The 20942-nt window shown below is 67.5% G+C and carries 27 protein-coding genes and 1 tRNA gene; 1 reads left to right on the top strand and 27 read right to left on the bottom strand.

Translation table 11 applies throughout. From position 1 onward, the window contains the following. Positions 1–14: 14 nt before the first annotated feature. The 12 genes from IT361_08590 to IT361_08535 all read right to left on the bottom strand — a co-directional run bounded on the left by IT361_08590 (position 15) and on the right by IT361_08535 (position 8886). Positions 15–236, bottom strand: coding sequence for a 50S ribosomal protein L28 (locus IT361_08590; GenBank protein ID MCC6317733.1), 222 nt, complete (start codon positions 234–236; stop codon positions 15–17). 1 nt (position 237) lies between these two features. Further along, the gene (rplQ, locus tag IT361_08585; GenBank protein ID MCC6317732.1) at positions 238–594 is read right to left on the bottom strand and encodes a 50S ribosomal protein L17; all 357 of its coding nucleotides are present in this window, start codon (positions 592–594) and stop codon (positions 238–240) included. A gap of 3 nt (positions 595–597) precedes the next feature. After that, positions 598–1671 (bottom strand): DNA-directed RNA polymerase subunit alpha, encoded by a 1074-nt coding sequence (locus tag IT361_08580; GenBank protein MCC6317731.1) that lies wholly within the window; start codon positions 1669–1671, stop codon positions 598–600. A gap of 153 nt (positions 1672–1824) precedes the next feature. Beyond that, positions 1825–2457 (bottom strand): 30S ribosomal protein S4, encoded by a 633-nt coding sequence (gene rpsD, locus IT361_08575; protein MCC6317730.1) that lies wholly within the window; start codon positions 2455–2457, stop codon positions 1825–1827. Between the two features lie 3 nt (positions 2458–2460). Continuing rightward, on the bottom strand, positions 2461–2838 hold the full coding sequence (gene rpsK / locus IT361_08570; protein MCC6317729.1) for a 30S ribosomal protein S11: 378 nt from the start codon (positions 2836–2838) through the stop codon (positions 2461–2463). Positions 2839–2842: 4 nt separating this feature from the next. Beyond that, positions 2843–3220 (bottom strand): 30S ribosomal protein S13, encoded by a 378-nt coding sequence (rpsM, locus tag IT361_08565; GenBank protein ID MCC6317728.1) that lies wholly within the window; start codon positions 3218–3220, stop codon positions 2843–2845. A 1-nt stretch (position 3221) separates the two neighbouring features. Next, the gene (gene rpmJ, locus IT361_08560; GenBank protein ID MCC6317727.1) at positions 3222–3338 is read right to left on the bottom strand and encodes a 50S ribosomal protein L36; all 117 of its coding nucleotides are present in this window, start codon (positions 3336–3338) and stop codon (positions 3222–3224) included. A 108-nt stretch (positions 3339–3446) separates the two neighbouring features. Then, the gene (gene pyrF / locus IT361_08555; GenBank protein MCC6317726.1) at positions 3447–4205 is read right to left on the bottom strand and encodes an orotidine-5'-phosphate decarboxylase; all 759 of its coding nucleotides are present in this window, start codon (positions 4203–4205) and stop codon (positions 3447–3449) included. Next, entirely contained in the window at positions 4139–5068 is a 930-nt protein-coding gene (locus IT361_08550) for a dihydroorotate dehydrogenase (GenBank protein ID MCC6317725.1), read from the bottom strand. The genes pyrF and IT361_08550 overlap by 67 nt, the downstream gene beginning before the upstream one ends. After that, entirely contained in the window at positions 5065–6279 is a 1215-nt protein-coding gene (locus tag IT361_08545; GenBank protein MCC6317724.1) for an N-acetylmuramoyl-L-alanine amidase, read from the bottom strand. Before IT361_08545 ends, IT361_08550 begins: the two co-directional genes overlap by 4 nt. Beyond that, positions 6276–6752: an SsrA-binding protein SmpB gene (gene smpB / locus IT361_08540; GenBank protein MCC6317723.1), complete on the bottom strand. Its 477-nt coding sequence runs from the start codon at positions 6750–6752 to the stop codon at positions 6276–6278. The genes IT361_08545 and smpB overlap by 4 nt, the downstream gene beginning before the upstream one ends. 70 nt (positions 6753–6822) lie before the next feature. Beyond that, positions 6823–8886: a sulfatase-like hydrolase/transferase gene (locus tag IT361_08535; GenBank protein ID MCC6317722.1), complete on the bottom strand. Its 2064-nt coding sequence runs from the start codon at positions 8884–8886 to the stop codon at positions 6823–6825. A gap of 76 nt (positions 8887–8962) precedes the next feature. Here IT361_08535 and IT361_08530 point away from each other — a divergent pair. Beyond that, positions 8963–9046 (top strand) — tRNA-Leu (locus tag IT361_08530). A 72-nt stretch (positions 9047–9118) separates the two neighbouring features. On the opposite strand, the gene IT361_08525 is transcribed toward IT361_08530, so the two are convergent. The 15 genes from IT361_08525 to IT361_08455 form a co-directional block, all read right to left on the bottom strand. Continuing rightward, positions 9119–9592, bottom strand: a complete 474-nt coding sequence (locus tag IT361_08525; protein MCC6317721.1) for a hypothetical protein — start codon at positions 9590–9592, stop codon at positions 9119–9121. A gap of 64 nt (positions 9593–9656) precedes the next feature. Further along, a complete protein-coding gene (locus IT361_08520; protein MCC6317720.1) occupies positions 9657–10112 on the bottom strand; it encodes an Rrf2 family transcriptional regulator in 456 nt (151 codons plus the stop codon). A 170-nt stretch (positions 10113–10282) separates the two neighbouring features. Continuing rightward, complete coding sequence (locus IT361_08515; GenBank protein MCC6317719.1) at positions 10283–11698, bottom strand: aspartate ammonia-lyase; 1416 nt, start codon at positions 11696–11698, stop codon at positions 10283–10285. A 155-nt stretch (positions 11699–11853) separates the two neighbouring features. Next, positions 11854–12675, bottom strand: a complete 822-nt coding sequence (locus IT361_08510) for a hypothetical protein (protein ID MCC6317718.1) — start codon at positions 12673–12675, stop codon at positions 11854–11856. A 99-nt stretch (positions 12676–12774) separates the two neighbouring features. Beyond that, positions 12775–13422 (bottom strand): MBL fold metallo-hydrolase, encoded by a 648-nt coding sequence (locus IT361_08505; protein MCC6317717.1) that lies wholly within the window; start codon positions 13420–13422, stop codon positions 12775–12777. Between the two features lie 12 nt (positions 13423–13434). After that, positions 13435–14460, bottom strand: coding sequence for an FAD-dependent oxidoreductase (locus tag IT361_08500; GenBank protein ID MCC6317716.1), 1026 nt, complete (start codon positions 14458–14460; stop codon positions 13435–13437). Positions 14461–14669: 209 nt separating this feature from the next. Then, positions 14670–15383 carry an SDR family oxidoreductase gene (locus tag IT361_08495; GenBank protein ID MCC6317715.1) on the bottom strand — a complete coding sequence of 238 codons (714 nt, stop codon included), beginning with the start codon at positions 15381–15383 and terminating at the stop codon, positions 14670–14672. Between the two features lies 1 nt (position 15384). After that, positions 15385–16260 carry a PHP domain-containing protein gene (locus tag IT361_08490; protein MCC6317714.1) on the bottom strand — a complete coding sequence of 292 codons (876 nt, stop codon included), beginning with the start codon at positions 16258–16260 and terminating at the stop codon, positions 15385–15387. Then, complete coding sequence (locus IT361_08485; protein MCC6317713.1) at positions 16257–16523, bottom strand: hypothetical protein; 267 nt, start codon at positions 16521–16523, stop codon at positions 16257–16259. The genes IT361_08490 and IT361_08485 overlap by 4 nt, the downstream gene beginning before the upstream one ends. Positions 16524–16525: 2 nt before the next feature. Then, the gene (locus IT361_08480; GenBank protein MCC6317712.1) at positions 16526–16768 is read right to left on the bottom strand and encodes a hypothetical protein; all 243 of its coding nucleotides are present in this window, start codon (positions 16766–16768) and stop codon (positions 16526–16528) included. Positions 16769–16782: 14 nt separating this feature from the next. After that, positions 16783–18120 carry a 2-oxo acid dehydrogenase subunit E2 gene (locus tag IT361_08475; GenBank protein ID MCC6317711.1) on the bottom strand — a complete coding sequence of 446 codons (1338 nt, stop codon included), beginning with the start codon at positions 18118–18120 and terminating at the stop codon, positions 16783–16785. Between the two features lie 25 nt (positions 18121–18145). Beyond that, positions 18146–18445: a hypothetical protein gene (locus tag IT361_08470; GenBank protein MCC6317710.1), complete on the bottom strand. Its 300-nt coding sequence runs from the start codon at positions 18443–18445 to the stop codon at positions 18146–18148. A 12-nt stretch (positions 18446–18457) separates the two neighbouring features. Beyond that, positions 18458–19435: an alpha-ketoacid dehydrogenase subunit beta gene (locus IT361_08465; protein ID MCC6317709.1), complete on the bottom strand. Its 978-nt coding sequence runs from the start codon at positions 19433–19435 to the stop codon at positions 18458–18460. Beyond that, positions 19435–20628: a thiamine pyrophosphate-dependent dehydrogenase E1 component subunit alpha gene (locus IT361_08460; protein MCC6317708.1), complete on the bottom strand. Its 1194-nt coding sequence runs from the start codon at positions 20626–20628 to the stop codon at positions 19435–19437. Before IT361_08460 ends, IT361_08465 begins: the two co-directional genes overlap by 1 nt. Continuing rightward, a complete protein-coding gene (locus IT361_08455) occupies positions 20628–20939 on the bottom strand; it encodes a hypothetical protein (GenBank protein MCC6317707.1) in 312 nt (103 codons plus the stop codon). The genes IT361_08460 and IT361_08455 overlap by 1 nt, the downstream gene beginning before the upstream one ends. Between the last annotated feature and the right edge of the window lie 3 nt (positions 20940–20942).

Below are 20942 nucleotides of genomic sequence, written 5' to 3'. Positions count from 1 at the left end.
GTCGACGCGCCTCGTTATGCGACGCGGGCGGCTCTTGGTGCCCGCCGGACCTTGCCGGCGGCCAGGCAGCGGGTGCAGACCTTGACCTTCACGATCTTGCCGCCGTCAACCTGCACGCGCACCACCTGGAGGTTCGGCTTCCAGGTGCGGCGGACCTTGTTGTTGGCGTGAGACACGTTGTTGCCGTAGGCGACGCCCTTGTCGCACGAGTAGCAGCGGCTGCGATTGATCGGCATATCAGCTTTCCACCAGCTCGATGCGGGCCATCTCGGCGCCGTCACCTTTGCGGTGCCCGGTCTTGAGGATGCGCGTGTAGCCACCGGCCCGCTTGAGGAACCTGGGGCCGATCTCCTGGAAGAGCTTGTCGGCGGTCTCGCGCTTGTGAATGTGCCTGCCGGCGAGGCGACGCGCGTGAAGCGTGCCGGACTTCGCCTTGGTGATGAGCTTCTCCACGAACGGTCGGAGTTCCTTGGCCTTGGCCTCGGTGGTCTCGATCGCTCCGTGCTCGAACAGGGACGAGGCGAGCCCGCGCATCAGGGCGAGCTTCTGCTCGCTCGTGCGCCGGAGCTGCCGTCCCGCTTTGCGGTGGCGCATGGTCTATTGCTCCTCTTCGTCGTCAGGCGCATTGGCGGCCGCGCGGCTGGGGGCCGTGCCCCAGTCGATGATGCGGACGCCATCGCCACCATCTTCGTAGCGCATGCCGAAATTGAGGCCTTCCCGCTCGAGGAGGTCGGCGATTTCCTGGAGCGACTTCTTGCCGAAGTTCTTGACCTGGAGGATCTGGTTCTCCGTCTGCCGCACGAGGTCACCCAGGCTGCGGATGCTCGAGTTCTTCAGCGAGTTGACGGAGCGGACCGAGAGTTCGAGGTCGTCGATCGGCGTCTTGAACAGCTGGGCCAGACGCGCGCCATCGCCACCGTTGCCGTCGCCGCCAAAGGACATGGGCGTCGAGGTATGCGATCCGAAGGAGGCGAAGTACTGGAAGTGGGACTGCGCCAGGGCCGCCGCGTAGGAGACCGCTTCTTCGGGAGTGATGGTTCCGTTGGTCTCGACGGTGAGCGTCAGCCGGTCGTAGTCGGTGCGCTGGCCCACGCGGGTTTCCGCCACCGTGAAGTTCGCGCGACGCACCGGGTTGTAGATCGAGTCGATGCGCACCAGGTCGATCGGGAGGCCGCGATCGAGCGCATGCTGTTCGGACTCGACGTAGCCGCGACCCTTGCGCACGTACAGCTCGATGCTGATGTCCCGACGGTCCTGCAGCGTGAGGATGTGGTGCGAAGGATTGACGACGCGCACCGAGCCTGACTCCCCGATGTCACCAGCGGTGACCGGGCCGGCCTCACCCTTGGAGATGCGGAGCACGGCCTCCTCAACGTCGTCGTGCATCGAGAGCACGAGCGTCTTGAGGTTGGCGATGATCTGATGCACGTCCTCGACCACGCCCTGAATGGTCTGGTGCTCGTGGACGACGCCGTCGATGCGGAAGCCCCAGATCGCGGCGCCGCGCAGCGACGACAGCAGCATGCGGCGCATCGCGTTGCCCAACGTGTGTCCGTAGCCGCGCTCCAGGGGCTGGAGCACGAACTCGGCGATGTTGGCGTTCTCCTCCCGCTTGCTGACCTCGACGAGGTGGGGGCGAACCAGTCCCTTGATATCGATCGCTTGTGCCATGAGGTGCGTGTCCTGTGGGTCCGACCGGGGAACGGTCCCGGCGACGCCTCACCCCGCCCCTGACGCGCGGTGAGTTCGTATGGGAGTCAGGGTCCCGACCAGTGAATCCTGAAAAAACCGTGCGTCTGCGGTGACGCGGCTGGAGCCTGTTGCCTACTTCGAGTACAACTCGACGACCAGCTGTTCCTGCGCGGCGATCGCGATGGTCGGGCGCGTGGGGCGCTCGAGCATGCGGCCACTGAAGGAGTCGCGGTCCACCGCCAGCCACGAGGGCAACGCGCCGCGCGCGGAATGCTCCATGGCTTCCTTCACCCACACGTTGTCGCGCGACTTGCCATGCACGCGGACTTCGGCGCCCGGGCGAACGGCAAAGCTCGGGATGTCGACCGGCTTGCGATCCACCTCGATGTGGCCGTGACGGATCAGCTGACGCGCCGCCTTGCGGCTCGCGGCGAATCCCATCCGGTACACCATGTTGTCCAGGCGGCTCTCCAGCGCGGCGAGCAGGTTGTGGCCGGTGATGCCCGGAAGTTTGGCCACCTTTTCGAAGGTGTTGCGGAACTGCTGTTCGCTCACCCCGTAGATGCGCTTGATCTTCTGCTTCTCGCGGAGCTGCTTGGAGTACTCCGATGCCTTGCGGCGGCGCGCCTGGGCCTGACCGTGCTGGCCGGGGGCATAGGGGCGACGCTCGACCGGGCACTTCTCGGTGAAACACTTGGTGCCCTTGAGGAACAGCTTGGTGCCCTCGCGACGGCACTGACGGCAGCTGGGTCCGGTGTAGCGCATGACTCAGACCCTCCGGCGCTTGGGGGGACGGCAGCCGTTGTGCGGAATCGGCGTGACGTCCTTGATCGACTTGACCTGCAGACCGGCGGCGGCCAGCGCCTGCACGGCGGACTCGCGACCGCTCCCCGGGCCCTGCACGCGCACATGCACCCGGCGCACTCCGGCGGAGAGCGCTTCGCGCGCGCACTGCTCGGCGGCGACGGTGGCGGCAAACGGCGTCGACTTCTTGGACCCCTTGAAGCCCGCCTTGCCCGACGTGCCCCACGACACGGTATTCCCGTGGACGTCGGTGATGGTCACCAGCGTGTTGTTGAACGTGGCGTTGACGTGGGCGATGCCTTCCGCCTCCACGACGCGCTTGGTCTTCTTTCCAGTTGCCATAGGACTACTTGGTCACCTTCTTCTTGCCCGCGATGGCGCGGCGCGGCCCCTTCTTGGTGCGCGCGTTGGTGTGAGTACGCTGCCCGCGGACCGGAAGGCCGCGGCGATGCCGGATCCCGCGATACGACCCGATGTCCATCAGGCGCTTGATGTTCATCGCGATCTCGGTGCGCAGCGCGCCCTCCACGCGATGGTCCTTTTCGATCGTCTGACGCAGCTTGTTGACGTCGGCTTCCGTCAGGTCGCGCACACGAAGGTCCGGGCTCACTCCGGACTTCTCGAGGATGGCCTGCGCCGTCGCGCGCCCGATCCCGAAGATGTACGTGAGCCCGATCTCGACGCGCTTTTCGCGCGGAAGGTCTACACCGGAAATGCGTGCCATGTCAGCCCTGCCGCTGCTTGTGCTTAGGGTTGCGCTTGCAGATGATGCGTGTCACGCCCGATCGCTTGACCACCTTGCAGTGCTCGCAGATCGGCTTCACGCTGGTCCGAACTTTCACGGTAACACTCCCGTACGCGCCTGGATTCTGAAATGCCCCGAAATCGGGCAAGACGCTCAAATTACGGGGGTTACGGAGCCCATGCAAGGGGACGATCACACTCCCCGCTCACGTGGCGCGAATGTCGTCCAACACCCGCTGCATCGCCGAGCGCGGATCGGGCGCCGCGGTCACGGCCCGCCCCAATACGAGATACCGGGCCCCCACCTCCACCGCCCGCCGCGGCGTCATCACCCGCACCTGATCGTGCGACGACCCCTCGGCAAACCGGATCCCCGGCACCAGGGGGTTCAGGCCCGAAAACCGCTCCACGATCGCCGACGCCTCATGCCCCGAGCAGACCACGCCGTGCGTCCCCGCCCCGGCACAGATCCCCGCCAGTCGGACCACTTCCCCCAGCAGCTCCACCCCGCTCTCCACCCTCCCCCACGTTTCCGCCAGCGACGGTGCATCCATTGACGTCAGCACGGTCACGCCCATGACGTGACAGGTTGGCCCGGCCCCCTCCACCGCCGCACGCACCATGGTTGCCCCTCCCGACGCGTGCACGGTGATCATCGAGGCGCCAAGCCCCGCCGCGGAACGGGCGGACGCGCGCACCGTATTCGGGATGTCGTGAAACTTGAGGTCGAGAAACACCTGTCGGCCGCTGGCCCTGATGGCCCGTACCACGGACGGCCCGCACGCGGTGAACAGCTCACCACCCACCTTGTACCAGCCGGCCAGGGGTCCCAGTTCACGCACGAGCGCCATGGCCTCGTGTTCGGACGGGACATCGAGGGCAACGATCGGGACGGCGCTCAGGTCGGCCACTGCAGGGTGCCTCGAAGGGAGGACAATGCGGCAACGCCAGTGTCGCGGCACCATGCCTCGAGGCCGCGAACGACGCGATGCGGGAGCCGCGGGTCGCGCAGGGCGGCCGTGCCGATACCGACAGCGCTCGCGCCCGCCATGAGATATTGCAGCACATCGTTGGCGCTCGCGATCCCTCCGACCCCGATGATCGGCGCGTGTGTGGCTTTCCACACCTTCCACGTCGCCAGGAGCCCGATCGGCAACAGCCCCGGACCGCTCACGCCGCCGGTCCCGAAGCCGAGGGCGGGCTTCCGCGTGTCGACGTCGATGACCAGGCCCGGCCACGTGTTCACGAGCGTCAGGCCCGTCGCGCCAGCGCCTAACGCGACTTCCGCGCTCCGCACGAGGTCCGGCAGCGTGGGCGATAGCTTGACGAACAGCGGCAGGTCGGTCGCACCGCGCGCGCGCCGCACGAGGTCCTCGAGCGCGCCGATGTCGGCGCCGAACTCCATGCCGCCAGCCTTCACGTTCGGACAGGACACGTTGAGCTCGTAGCCCTGCTTGCCGGGTGCGTCGTCGAGCCGCGTGATGACCGCGGCGTAGTCCTCCACCGCGTAGCCCACCACGTTCACGAGCACTCGGGCCCGGCGCACGTTGGCGGCCAGCCACGGCAGGTGCGTGGCGCGCACCGCCTCCACACCGGGATTGGCCAAGCCAATCGCGTTGATCATGCCGCCGGGAAAGTCGGCGACGCGCGGCGATGGTGCCCCAGGTCGTGCCTCGAGACTCACCGCCTTCGTCACCAGTCCGCCCAGCGACTCGAGGTCCATCACCCCATCGAGTTCGTCACCGTACGCGGCCGTTCCCGCCGCGAGCAGTACCGGGTTCTGCAGGGGAATGCCACCGACATCGCCCACGAGACTCGCGACACTCACGAGGGCCCTGCCTGCATCTTCTTTCCCAGTCGATCGAGGTACTCGACGACGGCGTCCGCGATCGCTGCCGCCAGCTCATTCTGCCCCTCGGCAGAGGCGATGTAGCGCGACTCGGCGCGATTGGATCCGAAGCCGATTTCGACGAGCACCGCAGGCATGAACGCCGTGACCAGGACCTTGAAGCCCGCCTGCTTGACGCCGCGATCGGGGCCGGGATGCATCCGCGCCAGGCGCGCCTGGATCGCGGCGGCGAGGTCGCTCGACTCACGGAGGTACTCGTTCTGCTTCATGTCGTTGAGGATGAACGACACCGGATCCCCCGCGTCGATCTCGGCCTCACCCTCGTATTTCACCGCCTCGTTTTCCATGGCCTCGACTCGGCGCTCATCGTCGGTCTTGGCCTCGGAGAGGAAATACGTCTCGAATCCGCGCGCCGCTCCCGGGTCGCGCCAGCGGGGGTTGGCCGCGTTCACGTGAATCGACACGAAGAGCGTGGCCTTGGCCTGATTCGCAATCCGACCACGATCTCCCAGGGCGATCAAGGTATCTGACGTGCGGGTCATGACCACCGCGACGTCGCGCTGCCTGAGCGCGTCGCGCAACCGGCGCGCAACGCCAAGCGTGATGTCTTTCTCCAGCACCTTTCGCGACACACCGATCGGCCCCTGCATGCCCTTGTCGGGGCCCCCGTGCCCGGCATCCACCACCACGAGGCGCGGCGGCGGCTCGCGGCGTCCTCCAGCGTCAGGACTCGGCATCGTCGACCGCGGGGGCGAGGACGCTGCGGGTGCGGGCGCGGCCACGCGCGTCCGCACACCCGCCCAGGAGAGCACCCCCGCCGAGTAGGTGTATCCGGTCGACACCCGAGGCACGACGTCGGTCAGGAGCGCCAGGGGCACGAGCAGCTTGCCCTCGAACATGGTGGGCGGTGCGGCCAGCGGCTGCACACCGTCCCTGGTGCGCGCAACCGCGAGCCCCACCGACAGTTCGATCTGGGCGCTACCGATGACCAGGCGCCAGGCGTCGTTTCCACCACGGACGAGGGCTGCCCCGAGCGCCTGGATCCCGTCTTCGAGTCGCACCATCGGGCCGCGCCTCGTGACCAGCACCGGCAGCGGCGTGGAGACCTCACCAGCGCGGATCACCAGCGAGGCCGGCGCCTGCCCCTGCAGCGCGGCGACGATGCCAACGAGCGACAGCAGGCGCGTCATCGACGCCTGAAGGCGCGCGCCATCTCGCGCTCGGCATCACGCCGGCGGGAGTCGTCGCGCTTGTCGTGCAGCTTTTTCCCCTTGGCGAGCGCCAGCCGAACCTTCGCGCGGCCGTTCCGGAAGTACACCTCGAGCGGAACGAGGGTCAGGCCCTGACGCTCCACGCCACCGATGAGCCGGCGGATCTCTCGCTGATGGAGCAGCAGCTTCCGCAGGCGCGTGGGCTCGTGATTCACGTAGCCTCCGCGCTCATAGGGGGAGATGTTCATGTTGAGGAGGTACACCTCGCCATCCCGGACGATGCCATACGCGTCCGAGATGTTGGCCTTGCCCTCCCGCAGCGACTTGACCTCGGTGCCGGCCAGCACGATCCCCGCCTCCCAGGTCTCGAGGATCTGGTATTCGTGCCGGGCCTGCCGATTTCGGGCGACAGACTCGATGGCGGGCTCGGCGGAATCGGCGCGTTGGACCACAGGAGCTGAGAAAGGGAGCAGGCCCCCGAAAGCTAGGGGAGCCCGCGGGTCGCTTCAACGCCGAGCTGACCTAACGACTCCCGGGATTGGCCAGGGTTCCCGCCGCCTCTCGCGGCGTGCGGCGCTGCGCCTCGGCGGACAGCGACGGCAGGTGCTGCATGAAGCCGTCCTGGATCTGCGTGACCCGCCACAGGAGCGCGGTCACCGCCTCGGACGTCGAGTCACGGGCCTGCAGCAACTGCTTCGGGCTGAACTCGAGCTTCGGGCCCCGGGATTCCGAGACGCTGCCCAGCATGTAGTTGAGCATCACGGCACGGTCTGCCTCCACGTACCCGTCGACGCCGAGGTACCCCTGCGCGAAGATGAACACGCGCCGATCCCTGAGCGCGGGAGTCCACATCGGGCTCCCCTGCTCCATCTGACGACCCGCTTCGATGCCGAGCAGGTCGAGTACACTGGGGGCGATATCGACGTGGGACGTGGGCCACGGGATCGCCGTCGTGGAGTCGAGCACTCCCGGTGCCGAGATGAGCATCGGGACGTGGAACGTGATGTCGTCGAGCGTGGCCCCGCGGAAGAGCGGGAACTCGGCGCGATTGCGCAGACCATGGTCGCCCAGGGCGACGACGATGGTGTGTTTCCGCTGCCCGAGCGAGTCGAGCAGGGAAAGCACCTCGCCAAGCCCGCGGTCGACTTCGCCCTGAACGTCCGCACCGCGCGCACACGCGTCGGCGGCGCTGGCCGCGGTGGACGCGTTAGGCCACGGACCGTGAGAGAGCTGCGGATTGAACGCGAAGAACCAGGGCTTGCCAGCGGCCGATGCACGGCGGATGTCACGTTTGAGGAGCGCGCGGGCCGAGTCGTCCTGTGGGCGCTGCCAGCCCAACCGGGCATCGGGCGCGTTGCGAAGCGCCACGGTGACGGTGCCGGCGTTCGGCGGGACCACGTGCCGCTCGAATCCAAGCACGCGATATCTGACGATGTCGCTTTCCCAGCTCTCGGCGTGCTCCGGCACGTAGGCAGCCGTCTGGTACCCGGCGTCGCGTGCGCTCCGCACCATCCCGGCCGACCCGAGACTGTTCACGTCGTCCCAGGTTTCGTCGGTGAAGTCGCGCATCCCATGAGGAGGGTACCATCCCGCGTAGATCGAGAAATACGCGCGCCGCGAGTACGGATAGGTCGCGTAATGACGCTCGGCGACGAAGGCGCTGGGCTCCAGTGAACGCAGCGCCCGATACGAGGAGGCGGTGGCGCTGTCGTGGTAGCAGGCGAAGGGGAGCGTCTCGTAGAGGTACACGAGGACGTTGTAGCCCTTGGCCTTGCCGAAGTACGGAGACCGTCCGTTGGGGACGGGTGCCCGCGACACCTCCCGGTACTGAGCCACGAGTTCGCCAACGGCGATCTGACCCTTGGAACGCTCGGGAACCTGGTTTGAGCCGCGCCCCACGAACTCACCCAACGCCATCACGGCTGCACTGCGATCGTAGGGCGTCCGCGGAACAATGGGGAGGGCGACGAACAGCCCGGCGGCGGCCAGCGGTATGGTTGAGAGTCGCCAACCCGGAAACGCCCGTGTCGAAGCGCGAGCCCCTCGTTCGAGCCACCAGGCCAACGCGGTGGCAACCACGACGCTCATCAGCACGGCCCCAAGCTTGATCAGCGAGCCCTTTTGCAGGTACTCGGAAGCGAACTTGCGGCCAGCCCCAAGGGCGCCGGCTGCGAGCACGTGCAATGGGAGGAACGTGCCAACCTCCCAGAAGCACTTGAGCTCAATGAACAGCGCGACGGCGAGAAGCATCGCCGTCAACGCGGTGAGTGCGGCCCGGAGGCCCGGTGCGAGCCAGCGAATGAAGAGCAGCCAGCCGATCGGGAGCGCGACCAGCACGACGGCGAGATCCCATCGATACAGGGCAACCTGCCGGAGGGCACCGAGGTGTGTCCCATCGGCAAGGCCGAGGGCCCAGGCGACCAGATCGTACCCCCCGCCCTCATCGGCGAGCAGTTTGCGCTTGATGGCGAGGGAGACGACACCGGGAAACGCGATCGCGCCGGCATACAGCAGCACGGCCAGCCGCGCGCGCCAGAGCGCGTTCGAACCCTCCGGCGACGTCCTCGACTCGGACCGTAAGAGCATGGTAGGCAAAAGGTAACATCGGATCGCCCTTCGCGTTGACTTGGATCACATCGGCCGGTTACGTTCCGCGTCCCTCGCCGAAGTGGTGGAACTGGTAGACGCGCTGCATTCAGGGTGCAGTGGGCGACAGCCCGTGGGGGTTCGAGTCCCCCCTTCGGCACTCGGGGCCAAACGCTGGCAGCAGGCGGCCGGCGGCGGCCCCGTTTTCGTTTCCGGACGTGCGGGCCGCGCGTTAGGTGCCGGTCGATCCTGGCAGGGTGGCCGCCCCAAATGCCACGCGCAGCCGTTCACCGGTCTCGGCGAGGTACCGTGTGGCAAGCCTCGTGGCCTGAGCCAGATCATCCGGACCCATGCGCGTCGCACCGGCGAGCAACAGCAGAGTCCGCCCCACGCGGGCTTCCAGGCCCTCGGCGGTCCCTCGCATTGCCATCATCTCGCGATAGGCGGATAACCGCTCGTTCAGCTGGCGCTCGGCAAGGCGGATTCGCGGCGCGTCCACGCGTCGGTCCTGGCTCATGGCCGCGGTGAGTTCGTGCGCAACGGCGGACGCTGTGCGGTCATCGAGTGCATCGCGTTCGGCGACGAGGAGCCCGAGCGCCCGGCGAAGGTAGCGCAGCTCCCACGTCGCCCGGTCCCGATCGTCCTGCGTAGCGGCGGCGAGCCACGCCACGTCCTCGTCCGCGGGCTCGACCATCATGTCACGCACGAACCGCTCCTGCGGTCGCGGACTCCGTCCGCCGAACAGTCCCCCGAATGGCGCCACGGCCGAGCTAGGCTTGCAAAACCGGGAGTCCCACGCGCTGGCGCACGCTGGGCTCGTCCTGCAGCAGATCGGCGAGCCGTACGCTCTCCAGCGCGTCATCGATCCGACGCTGCAGCATGAGCCACACGGGCCGAATCGAGCAGTTCTGCGAATCGGAGCAGCGCTCTTCGGTGATCGGATGCGAAATGCAATGGAGGTCGAAGGTGCCGAGCTCCGATGCGGCAATGATCTCCCGAACCGAAATGGCTTCCGGCTCCCTCGCGAGGACGTAACCGCCTCTCGCGCCACGCGTGCTGGAGATGAGCCCGGCCCGGCGCAGCCGGAGGAGGATCTGCTCGACGTAGTCTGCCGGGAGCCCTTCGCGCGCTGACAGGTCGCGACCTGTGACCGGCCCCTCGCCATGCCTCCTGGCGAGGTGCAACGCGCAGATGACGCCATACTCGGCCCACGTGGTGATCCGCATGTCCCAAAGCTAACCCGGTCGCGGCGACGCCGGGGCTCCGAGCTGGCTGACCGATCGCAACGGGACCGAGCCTCTGAAATGGTTCCGGGCACCGCCCGGCCCCGCGTGCGGCAACGAAGTCTGAGAAGCGCCCAGAACTGGACCAGGGCGCCCTCCCGCGGATCTCCCGACTATCCACCCGGCACCGAGCGGCGATCCCCGCCCGGCACGCCGATCTCGGTCATTCGACGCAGGTCGAGCACCTCGTCGACCTCGTCCTCCGGGATGACCTCCTCTCGCCGCACCAGCTCGCGGATCAAGACCCCTTCCTTCACCGAGCGTTTGGAAATTTCGGCGGCGGCGGCGTAGCCGATCCGCGGCATGAGCGCCGTCGCGAGCGCGGCAGAACGCTCTACCCAGTACTCGCACATCTCGCGGTTCGCCTGAATGCCCTTCACGCAGCGCTCGGTGAGCACCGTGACCGCATTCGTGAGGATTTGCATCGACAACAGCACGTTGTGCGCGATGACCGGCATCATGACGTTGAGTTCCAGCTGGCCGTGTTCGGCCGCAACGGCGACGGTCGTGTCGCAGCCCATCACCTGATAGCAGACCTGGTTGACCATTTCGGGGATCGAGGGATTGATCTTCCCGGGCATGATCGACGAACCCGGCTGCACGGCGGGAAGCGTGATCTCGTCGATGCCGGTGCGTGGCCCCATCACCATCAGGCGCAGGTCGGACGCGATCTTGCTGAGGTCTATTGCGAGCACGCGGATCGCGGCGCTGAACCCGGCGACATCCCCCATGCTCTGCATCAACTGGATGCGATCGTTGCCGACACGCAGATCGAGGCCGGTCATCGCGCGCAGGTGTGTGTTCATCAGGGCCGGATATTGCGGCTCCACGGTCACGCCGGTGCCGACAGCCGAGCCCCCGATCCCGAGATCGCGCAGATAGTCCGCGGCCTCGATGACACGCCTGGTCCCGCGCTCGACCGATCCCGCGTACGCGGCGAATTCCTGGCCAAGCCGGATGGGCATCGCGTCCTGCAGGTGGGTTCGACCGGCCTTCATCACGTCGTCGAACTCGCGGGCCTTGCCGGCGAGCGCGTCGCGCAGGCCGTGAAAGGCGGCGACAAGACCTCCGAGCTGCGACAGACACGCGAGCCTGATGGTCGTCGGAATCGTGTCGTTGGTGCTCTGCGCCATGTTCACATGGTCGTTCGGATGCACGGGATCGTATGTCCCGCGCGCTCCGCCGAGCAACTCGTTGGCCCGGTTGGCGAGCACCTCGTTCACGTTCATGTTGTGCGAGGTACCGGCACCAGCCTGGTAGGGGTCGACGACGAACTGGTCGCTGTATCGACCCGCCAGCACCTCGTCGGCGGCTTGCACGATCGCATTGGCGCGCCGCGCATCGAGCCGTCCGGTCTCCCGGTGCGTCAGCGCCGCGGCACGCTTGATCCAGACCTGTCCGATCACAAACGGACGGAGCGGGCGAAGCCCGGAGATGGGAAAGTTCTGCACGGCGCGCATGGTCTGCACGCCGTAGAGGGCCTCGCTCGGAACCTCGAGCGGGCCGAGGGGATCGCGTTCGATGCGCATGATCGGCGATGGGCAGAGGGGCGGGTCCGGGTCCATACAACGATCGCCCCGGTCACACGCCCTGTCACCCGGGCTCGACCGCATCACGCACGCGAGCGGACACGCTCGAGCCTGCCCCCTCGCCTCGACGCCCCGTCGACCAAGGCTGCCGAACCCTACGGCGTGGGCGTCGGCAGCTGGTACGTCGAGATGAACTGGATCGCGCCACCGTTCACGTTCTGCAGCACGGTGCGGAGTCGATTGGCGACCACCTGACGCGTCACGTTGCTCGCGGCGGACCACTCCTGGTACTTGGCCACCGGAATGGAATCGACGCCATCGTCTGCGAACGCGCAGAGAATCTCGCGCGAGACGGTGCTCCCGCCACCGGCCGGTGCGTACTGCAAGCTCAGGACGAGGGCGCTGTTGTTGTCGCTCGCTGCGGTCCAGCGAAGCTGCATGTAGCCGCTGGCCGGTGGCGTCACCGGCTGCATGGTGAAGGCCTCCGCTGTCTTGCCCCGCACCTCGGTCGTGGGATAGCCGCCATTGGCTCCGGGTACCCGCACCACGATGGAGTCACCTGGGCGATAGGCCACAGTGGTGCCTGCGGCGAGGTTGTACTTCGTGATCCCACCCCCCGAAATGCGCGGAACTTCGGTTGTTGTGCCCCCGATGTTCAGCGAGATGCTCGCACCGGCATCGAGAAACGCCACGCCAGCGAACGAGTTGGTCGGCGGGACGTAGGTGCGCGACGGGAAGCAGGTGTCGGGACGGACCGCAGCGCTCGGGAGCGACGAAACTTCGCCGCGAAAGAACGTCCCCGTTGGCGCGGTTCGCGTTTCGCCGGCCGGGTTCTTCACGGCGGAGAGGGACACGAAGCCCCACAGGAGTTCGTTGGGGCGAAAGCCGACGGTGGTGTCGCACGACGCAACGAAGGCGGTGGCGGCGCACAGGCCGAGCAGGCCGAGCCGACGCGGCGAATGACGAAGGAGGGGCATGTGGCGATGGTTGGGCGTGACGTCGCGGAAAAGATGGCGGGGCGTTCAAACCGGCGCCAACGGCAAAGATAGACGCCTGGCCCGGCCACACACCCTACTTCATCGGCGGATCGGGTGCGCCGTTCCGCGCAGGAACGGATTCGAGGCGAGCTCCTCGCCAATCGTCGTCTCGGGGCCGTGCCCGGGATACACGATGGACGCGGCCGGCAATCCGGCGAGGCGAGCCAGCGACCGCTGCATCGCGGCACCGTCGGCCAGCGGAAGGTCGGTGCGTCCGATCGATCCGGCAAACAGCAGATCGCCACCGAGCACCACGCCGTGGCCGTGGAAGATCACGTGGCCCGGCGCGTGACCCGGCACGTGCCACACGTCGAAGGCCAGCGAGCCCAACGTCACTCGGGCGCCTTCGGCGAGTGTGCGATCGGGTGCGGGAGGCGGCTCGAAGGGAACGCCGTAATACTGCGCGGCACGAATGGATCCCTCGCCGTACAAGGGAAGATCATCGGGATGCAGCCAGATGGGGACCTCGGGGTGCGCGCGACGCACGGCGGCGATCGCACCGATGTGATCAAGGTGTCCGTGCGTCACCCAGATGGCATCGAGCGTGGCGCCGCTCGCATCGAGCATGCGCAGCACTTCGTCACCCTCGTCACCCGGATCGACCAGCGCGGCGCGGTTGGTCACCTCATCGACGACCAGCCACGTGTTCTCCTGGAACGGACCGACCACTCTCCCTTCGATCCGCATGGTCACCGACGCCTAACGCGCGAGCCCGCGAATCCCGGCGTGCGACTCCTCGACGGCGCGGAACTCCATCGTTTCGGCGGACCGCTGCTCGCGCTTCGCCTCCATGAACGCCTTCACGTACTTCTCGGCGGCGACGGCGGCCGTGGTGCCGTCGCCGGCGGCCGTCGTCACCTGACGCGTCAGTTGCGCGCGCATGTCGCCCGCCACGAAAAGGCCGGGCACCGATGGTGACATCATCGTCATGTCCGTGATGACGTATCCGTTGACGTCGTGTTCCAGGTGCCCGCGGATGATGCCGGTGTTGGGCTTGAACCCGACGAAGACGAAGAGCCCCGTGGCATCGAGCACCTGCGTCGCTCCCGTCTCGACGTTGCGCAGTCGCAAGCCGGTCATGAGACCGTTTTCGCCCAGAACCTCTTCAGCCACGGTATTCCAGATGACGCTGATCTTCGGATTGTCAAAGAGCCGCTGCTGGAGGATCTTCGACGCCCGCAGCTCGCTTCGCCGGTGAATCAGCGTCACCTTCGAGCCGTAGCCGGTGAGGTATCCCGACTCCTCGACCGCGGCGTCGCCCCCGCCAACGACGGCGATGTGATGGCCCTTGAAGAAGTTCGCGTCGCAAACGGCGCAGTACGAAACGCCACGACCCGCGTACTCCAGCTCGCCCGGAATGCCCAGCTTCACCGGCGTGCCCCCAGCCGTCACGATGACGGCAGGTGAGACATACACGTCGCCATTCTCGCAGACCGTCTCGAACATTCCATCCGAGCGCTTGCTCACGGAGTCGACGCCCGTGAACTCCAGGAGCTCGGCACCGGCCTCGCGGGCGTGCGCCGCGAACTTTGCGGCGAGGTCGCGGCCAAGCACCTTGGGATAGCTGATGAAGTTCTCGAGGTACTCGGTATTGAGCAGCTCGCCCCCGGGCTCCCCGCGTTCGAGCACCACCGTCCGAAGCAGCGCGCGGGCGCCATAGAGGGCCGCCGTCATGCCCGCGGGGCCTGCGCCGGTGATGACAAGGTCGTAGTGGTGGACGGTCATGCCTGGGGGGTCCGGATCGGGTTGAGCGCGAGCACGTTGCGTGGAGTCAAAGATCGAGAACAGGCGGCACCGAAGCCGCAGGCGATGCGTTCACCACCAATCGTCAATCGGGCTCGAGGGTTCCATGTGGGCACGGGACCGGTGCGTACCGGCCGTCGATGCCGCGTGTTCGCGCCGCGTCTGACCACCGCTTCCGGACCACCACGACCTCAGCGGCGCACATGCCGCCCGCCATCGACGAAAAGTACATCGCCGGTCACGAACTCGGCGTCGACGAGGTAGAGCACCGCGCGCGCGACGTCCTCCGGCGACCCGTGACGACGCAACGGCGTGGAGCGGCGCAGCTGTTCGGATTGCTCCGGGCTGGCGTCGTCGGGCAGCAACACGACCCCTGGCGCGATGGCATTCACCCGGACGCGAGGCGCGAGCTGCGTGGCGAGGGCGCGCGTCATGTACGTCACCCCGGCCTTGGACACGCCGTGCGGGATGTAGTCGGGCCATGCCTCGAACGCGGCGAGATCCGACATGTTCACGATGCACCCGCCCTCGCGCATCTGCTTCGCGGCCTCCAGCGCGAGAAAGAAGGGCGCGCGCAGATTCACGTCGAGGATGCGGTTCCAGGTCTCGACATCGACACGGTCGATCGGAGCCCGGATGAAGTTCGACGCGGAGTTGACGAGGACGTCGAGGCGACCGAATGCCTGCATCACGTCATTGACCAGCCGGCGCGGCGCCTCCGCGTCACCAAGCTCCGCCCCGAACGCCTTGGCACCGTGGCCGATCGCGGCCACCGTCCGTCTGGCCTCTTCGCTCGACGTGTTGTAGTGCACCGCGACGCGAAAGCCACGCCCGGCGAGGGCCTGCGCCACCACGGCGCCGACGCGCTTGCCGCCTCCGGTGACGAGCGCGACGGGCGCGGACAATTCAGGCCACCCGCGCGCCGCGGCGTCGTTCGGCGAGGCGCTCGCGCTGGCGCTCGAGCCAGGCGAGCGGCACGCGCATCGCCCCGATCACGCGCGGGCCCTCGACCGCGCCGTGGGAGTCCGAACCGCCCGACGGCACCATGCCTAACGCGTCGACGGCCTCGAGCAGCCGGCGTCGATCCTCCAGCCCGTGGCTGGGGTGCAGCACCTCGGCGCCATCCAGACCCTGTATCTGCAGCGCCGCGAGCCGCGCCTTGTTGCCGTGCTGGCCCGGGTGGGCGAGGACCGCGAGGCCACCGCAGTCGTGCACCATGGCAATGGCGTCGCGCATCGTCAGCCGGCGCTTCTCCAGGTATGCGGGGCGGCCGTTGCCGAGATAACGATCGAACGCATCGCGCAGATCCCGGGCCCATCCGTGCTCGACCAGCGCCTTGGCGACGTGGGGTCGCCCGATCGCGCCCTCACCGGCCTGCTCCAGCACATCGGCGAACGTGATCTTGACGCCGATCGCGTTCAGCCGCGCCACCATGGCCTCGCCGCGTGCGTGCCTCGCCTCGCGAAAGGCGTGGAGCCCGGCGTCCATCGCATCAACATCTTCGATGTGCAGTCCGAGCAGGTGCGTCTCCTCGTCGCCCTGGTAGGCCGAGAGTTCGACCCCGGCGATGACCGTCAGGGAGCTGCCCTCGGCCGCCTTCCGCGCGGCCGCCACTCCGGCCACCGTGTCGTGGTCGGTCAACGCGATGGTGTGGAGTCCCGCCGCGAGGGCCGACGCCACCACGTCTTCCGGCGACCGCGATCCGTCCGACGCCGTCGAGTGCAGGTGGAGGTCGATGCACGGGCCGGGCGGCACCGCGTCGGGTGCCCGCCCGTCCGTCACCTGGCGTATCCGGCTTCGGGGGACGTATCGCTCGCCTGCGACTGCTCGAAGAGTCGCGTGAGTTCCGCGTCGGGCAGCTCGGCCAGCGACTGCTCGCGCGATCGTGCGCCGACGGGCGAGTAGCGCGTCACACGAATCTTCCGCTCGCCCAACGTCCCGGTCACGAACATCAGCCCGAACTCGTCGCGGTCGTACTGGGTCACATAACCGGACGGGAAGACCCGCCAGTCCGTGCCATCGATCGTGAGGATACGCGTGGGCATCGTCAAAGCTCCACTTCGAAGAGAATGGCCTGGCTCGCGGTGGCACGACCGGCCGCCGTGCAGGCGCGCTCGAGCGTTTCGACATCGCGGGCTTCGTAGAACTCGATCAGCACGCCGGGCGTTTCCTTACCCTCGAACACCCAGTAGTTGCAATCGTTCGCCTTGAGCGCCGCCTTGCGCTCGCGCAGCGCCGCGAGGACCGCGCTCCGCGACTCGGCGGGAACGTGCAGTCCGTGCGTGAACATGGCACGCGCCATCTTCAGTAGCCGCCCTCGGGAATCGTCTCGAGGGTCTTCTTCACGAAGGCCATGAACTGGTCGGCATCCGCGCCGTCGACGACGCGATGGTCGAAGGAGAGCGAGAGGTAGCAGCAGGTGCGGATGGCGATGGTGTCCTCACCGTCCGGCCCGGTCATGACCTTCGGCCGCTTCTCGATGGTGCCAAGGCCAAGGATCGCCACCGTGGGCTGCGGAATCACCGGCGTGCCCATGACCGAACCAAACACTCCTGGGTTGGTGATGGTGAACGTGGCGTCCTGCACGTCTTCAGGCTTGAGCTTCTTGCCGCGGGCACGCGTCGCGAGGTCGTTGATGCCCTTGGTGAGGCCAACGAGGTTGAGCGTGTCGGCGCGCTTGACGACGGGAACAATCAGGCCCCAATCGAGCGCGACGGCAATGCCGATGTTGTATTGCTTGCGGAACACGATGTCGGTGCCGCGCACCGCTGCATTCACCACGGGGAACGCGCGGAGCCCCTGCACCACCGCTTGAGTAATGAAGGGCAGGAACGTCAGCTTCTCGCCGTACTGCGCCTCGAACGCACCGCGCAGCTTCGCACGGACCCTGGCGACTCGCGTCAGGTCGACCTCAAAAAACGACGTGACGTGCGCCGAGGTGTGCTTGGAGTAGACCATGTGCCCGGCGGTGAGCCGCCGGATACGCGACATCGGCTCGACGACATCACCCGGCCAGGACGTGACCTGCGGAGGCTCGAATCCGAACCCGGCGGGCGCGTACATCGACGGCGCCACGGTGCCCGCTCCGCTCGAGGCAGCGCTGTCCGGGCGCGCAGCGGGCCCCTTGGCGATGTGTTCGAGGATGTCCTTTCGGGTCACGCGCCCCGCGATTCCGGAACCCGAGAGGCCACTGATCTCGATCCCGTGTTCCGCGGCGATCTTGCGCACGAGCGGCGACGACTTCGTACGAACACGGTCTTCGAACGAGCCCGCGGCCGCATGCGGGGCGGCGGGAGCTGGCACGGGAGACGCGGCCGACGCTGTCGCGGTCGCCGCGGCCGCGGGAGACGCCGCGGGTGCGGGTGCTGGCGGAGCAGCGGCGGGCGCCGGCGCTGGTGCCGTGGCAGACACCGCCACGCTGGCGTCCGTTTCCAGTCGCGCGACCACGGTCTGCACGGGCACCGTCTGCCCATCGGTCACGAGGATCTCGGCCAGCACACCGGCCGATGGCGCAGGGATCTCGGCGTCCACCTTGTCCGTCGAGATCTCGAAGAGCGGTTCGTCGCGCTTGACGCTGTCGCCCACCTTCTTCAACCAGCGCGACATCGTGCCTTCGGCGATCGACTCCCCCATCTGGGGCATGACCACATCGATTCGTGCCACCGCTCTATCCTCGCAGGTTGGACCCGCGCGCCTTGCCGCGTTCGAGTCGCCAGAAGACCAGGGACGGGAGTGTCAGTGCACCGACCACCGCACCCCCGATTGCGTAGATGTACCAGTTGCAGGTCGGCAGTCCCTCGCACGACGGCGCCTTGCGCGCCGCTTCGACGACCTTGCCGATCAGGACTCCCACCATCGCCCCGCTCCACACCCCGACGAACAACGTAAAACATCCCACGCCGACGCGCCGACCGAACGAGATGGCGTCCTCGTTGCTCAGGGTCGGGGGCTGGTCATTCGTGGCCATCGGCCGCTGCGCTCAGTACGCGGCGACCCAGCGGGCCGCGCGCACCACGTCGCTCGACTGTGGCAGCACGAAGTCCTCGAGCTGCGGCGCGTAGGGGAGCGGAATGTCGTGCGCCGTCACGCGCATCACCGGTGCGTCGAGCCAGGAAAAGCAGGACTCGTTGATGCGTGCGGTGATCTCTCCGGCGATGCCACCCGTGCGCGTATCCTCGTGCACGACGAGCGCGCGGCTGGTCTTGCGCACCGATGCCAGGATCGCCTCGTCGTCGAGTGGGGCAAGGCTGCGCAGGTCGATCACCTCCACCGAGAGGCCGTCTTCGCGCTCCAGCTGTTCGGCGGCTTCCAACGCCTTCCACGTCGCGGCGGCGTAGGTGAGGATCGACAGATCCTTTCCTTCCCGCGCCGTGCGCGCCTTGCCGATCGGCACGACCCCATCTCCTGAGGGGAGCGTGCCCTTCACGCGACGATAGAGGTACTTGTGTTCGAAGAAGAGCACGCAGTCCTCGTCGCGGATTGCGGCCTTCATGAGTCCATAGGCGTCTTCGGCGGTCGATGGATAAACGACCTTGAGGCCTGGCGTGTGGATGAAACCCGCCTCGGGATTCTGCGAATGGAACGGTCCGCCGCGCACGTAGCCGCCACTCGGGCCACGCACTACCATCGGGCACGGCAGGAACGCGCGGTAGCGCGCGGTGGCCACGTAGTTGGTGAGGATGTCGTACGCGTTGGCGATGAAGTCGATGAACTGCATTTCGACGACGGGACGCAGCCCCATGTGCGCCGCGCCAGCCGCCGCGCCCACAATGCCGATCTCGGAAATCGGCGAATCGATCACGCGTGCTTCGCCGAACTTCGCCTCGAGCCCTTCGGTGACCTTGAATGCTCCGCCGAACTTTCCGATGTCCTCTCCGATGCAGAAGACGTTGGGATCGCGCTCCATCTCGTCAAAGAGCGCCTGGCGGATCGCCTCCAGATAGGTGATCTCGGCCATCAGCGCTGCGCCTCCGGCTTGGCGTTCCACGTACCCCAGCCTTCGGCGCGCTCATTGCGCTCGACGGCCGAACGCGTGCCCTCCCGGAACCAGAGTGGTTCTTCACGCGGAGGGTCGGCGTAGACACCATCGAGCGCGTCCAGCGGCTCCGGCTGTGGAGATTGCTCCGCAAGTTCGGTGGCCGCGTCGACCTCACGACGGACCCGTTGGTCCACCGCGTCGAGGTCCGCGACCGTGAATGCGAATTCCGAGCGCAGGCGCGCGTGATACCGATCAATGGGGTCGTTGTTCGCGGCCCACCAGTCGACCTCGCCCTCGGGCACGTATGACTGATTGTCGTGCTCCGCGTGGCCCTTGCGGCGATAGGTGACCAGCTCGACCAGCGTCACGCCGTGTCCCGCGCGTGCGTAGTCCACTGCCGTCTTCGTCGCGTCGTAGACCGCAAGCACGTCGTTCCCGTCGGCCTGGAGCCCCGGCACACCGTAGCCTGCGGCCTTGTCGATCATCTGCTTTGCTGCCGTCTGCTTGTGCGTGGGCGTGGAGTAGGCGTACTGGTTGCTCTCGACGATCACGACCAGCGGACAGCGCTGCACGGCGGCGAGGTTGATGCCTTCGTGGAAGGCGCCGGTGGACGTCGCGCCGTCGCCGACATAGACGAGCCCCACGCGATCTTCACCGCGCATCCGGAACGACAGCGTGACGCCCGCCATCACCGGTACCATGTCTCCCAGCGGGGAGATCTGACCGATGAAGCCGCGATCGAGGTCACCGAAGTGGATGTTCAGCTCGCGTCCCCGTGTTGGCGAGTCGCCCTTGGCCATGTACTGCCGCAGGATCTCGAGCGGCGTGGCGCCCTTCACGAGCATCGCCCCCATGTTGCGGATCAGCGGGGACATGATGTCGCGGCGCTCGAGGGCAAAACACGAACCGACCGCGTCGGCTTCCTGGCCTAACGAGCGGAACAGACCGCCCACGACCTTGGTCTGCCGGTACAGGGCAACCAGGCGCTCCTCGAGGGTGCGCGTCAGGCGCATCCAGTGGTACAGCTCGAGCTTCTGCTCGCGCGTCAGCCGGTCCGAGGGACGCGGCGTGGCGGCCGTGCGCGATGCAGCGCCCGCCTTCGGGGCGGCAGTGCCCGTCTTGCCCCCGGCTTTCGATCCCCTGCCTCCTGTTGTCGGGCCCTTCGACGCCATCAGTACGACGCCTCGAGCGCGTACCGGGGGTCCTCCTGGTGTCGCAGGCCGACAAAGAAGCGCTTCACGTTCCGGTCGATGCGGCTTTCGCCCATCTGGTCGGTGTGCACCTCGACGAAGGTGTAGTGGCCCCCCTCGGCCCACGCCGAGAGGCGCACGCGTGAAGGCACCTCGGGTGTGCCGACCACGCCCGTGTACATGCGCTCGCGCGCGCTCGAAGCGGCGGTCGCGAGCCCCAGCGACGCGAAGAACGCGTCGGCAGCCTGCATCACCTCGGCGGGCATGAGGTGCGTTCGATAGAAGTGTCGCATGAC

This window comes from Gemmatimonadaceae bacterium, from assembly GCA_020846935.1.
In the GTDB taxonomy this organism is placed as follows: domain Bacteria; phylum Gemmatimonadota; class Gemmatimonadetes; order Gemmatimonadales; family Gemmatimonadaceae; genus RBC101.
Note: the sequence above shows the minus strand (reverse complement) of the source record. Positions and strands in the feature narration are given on the sequence as shown.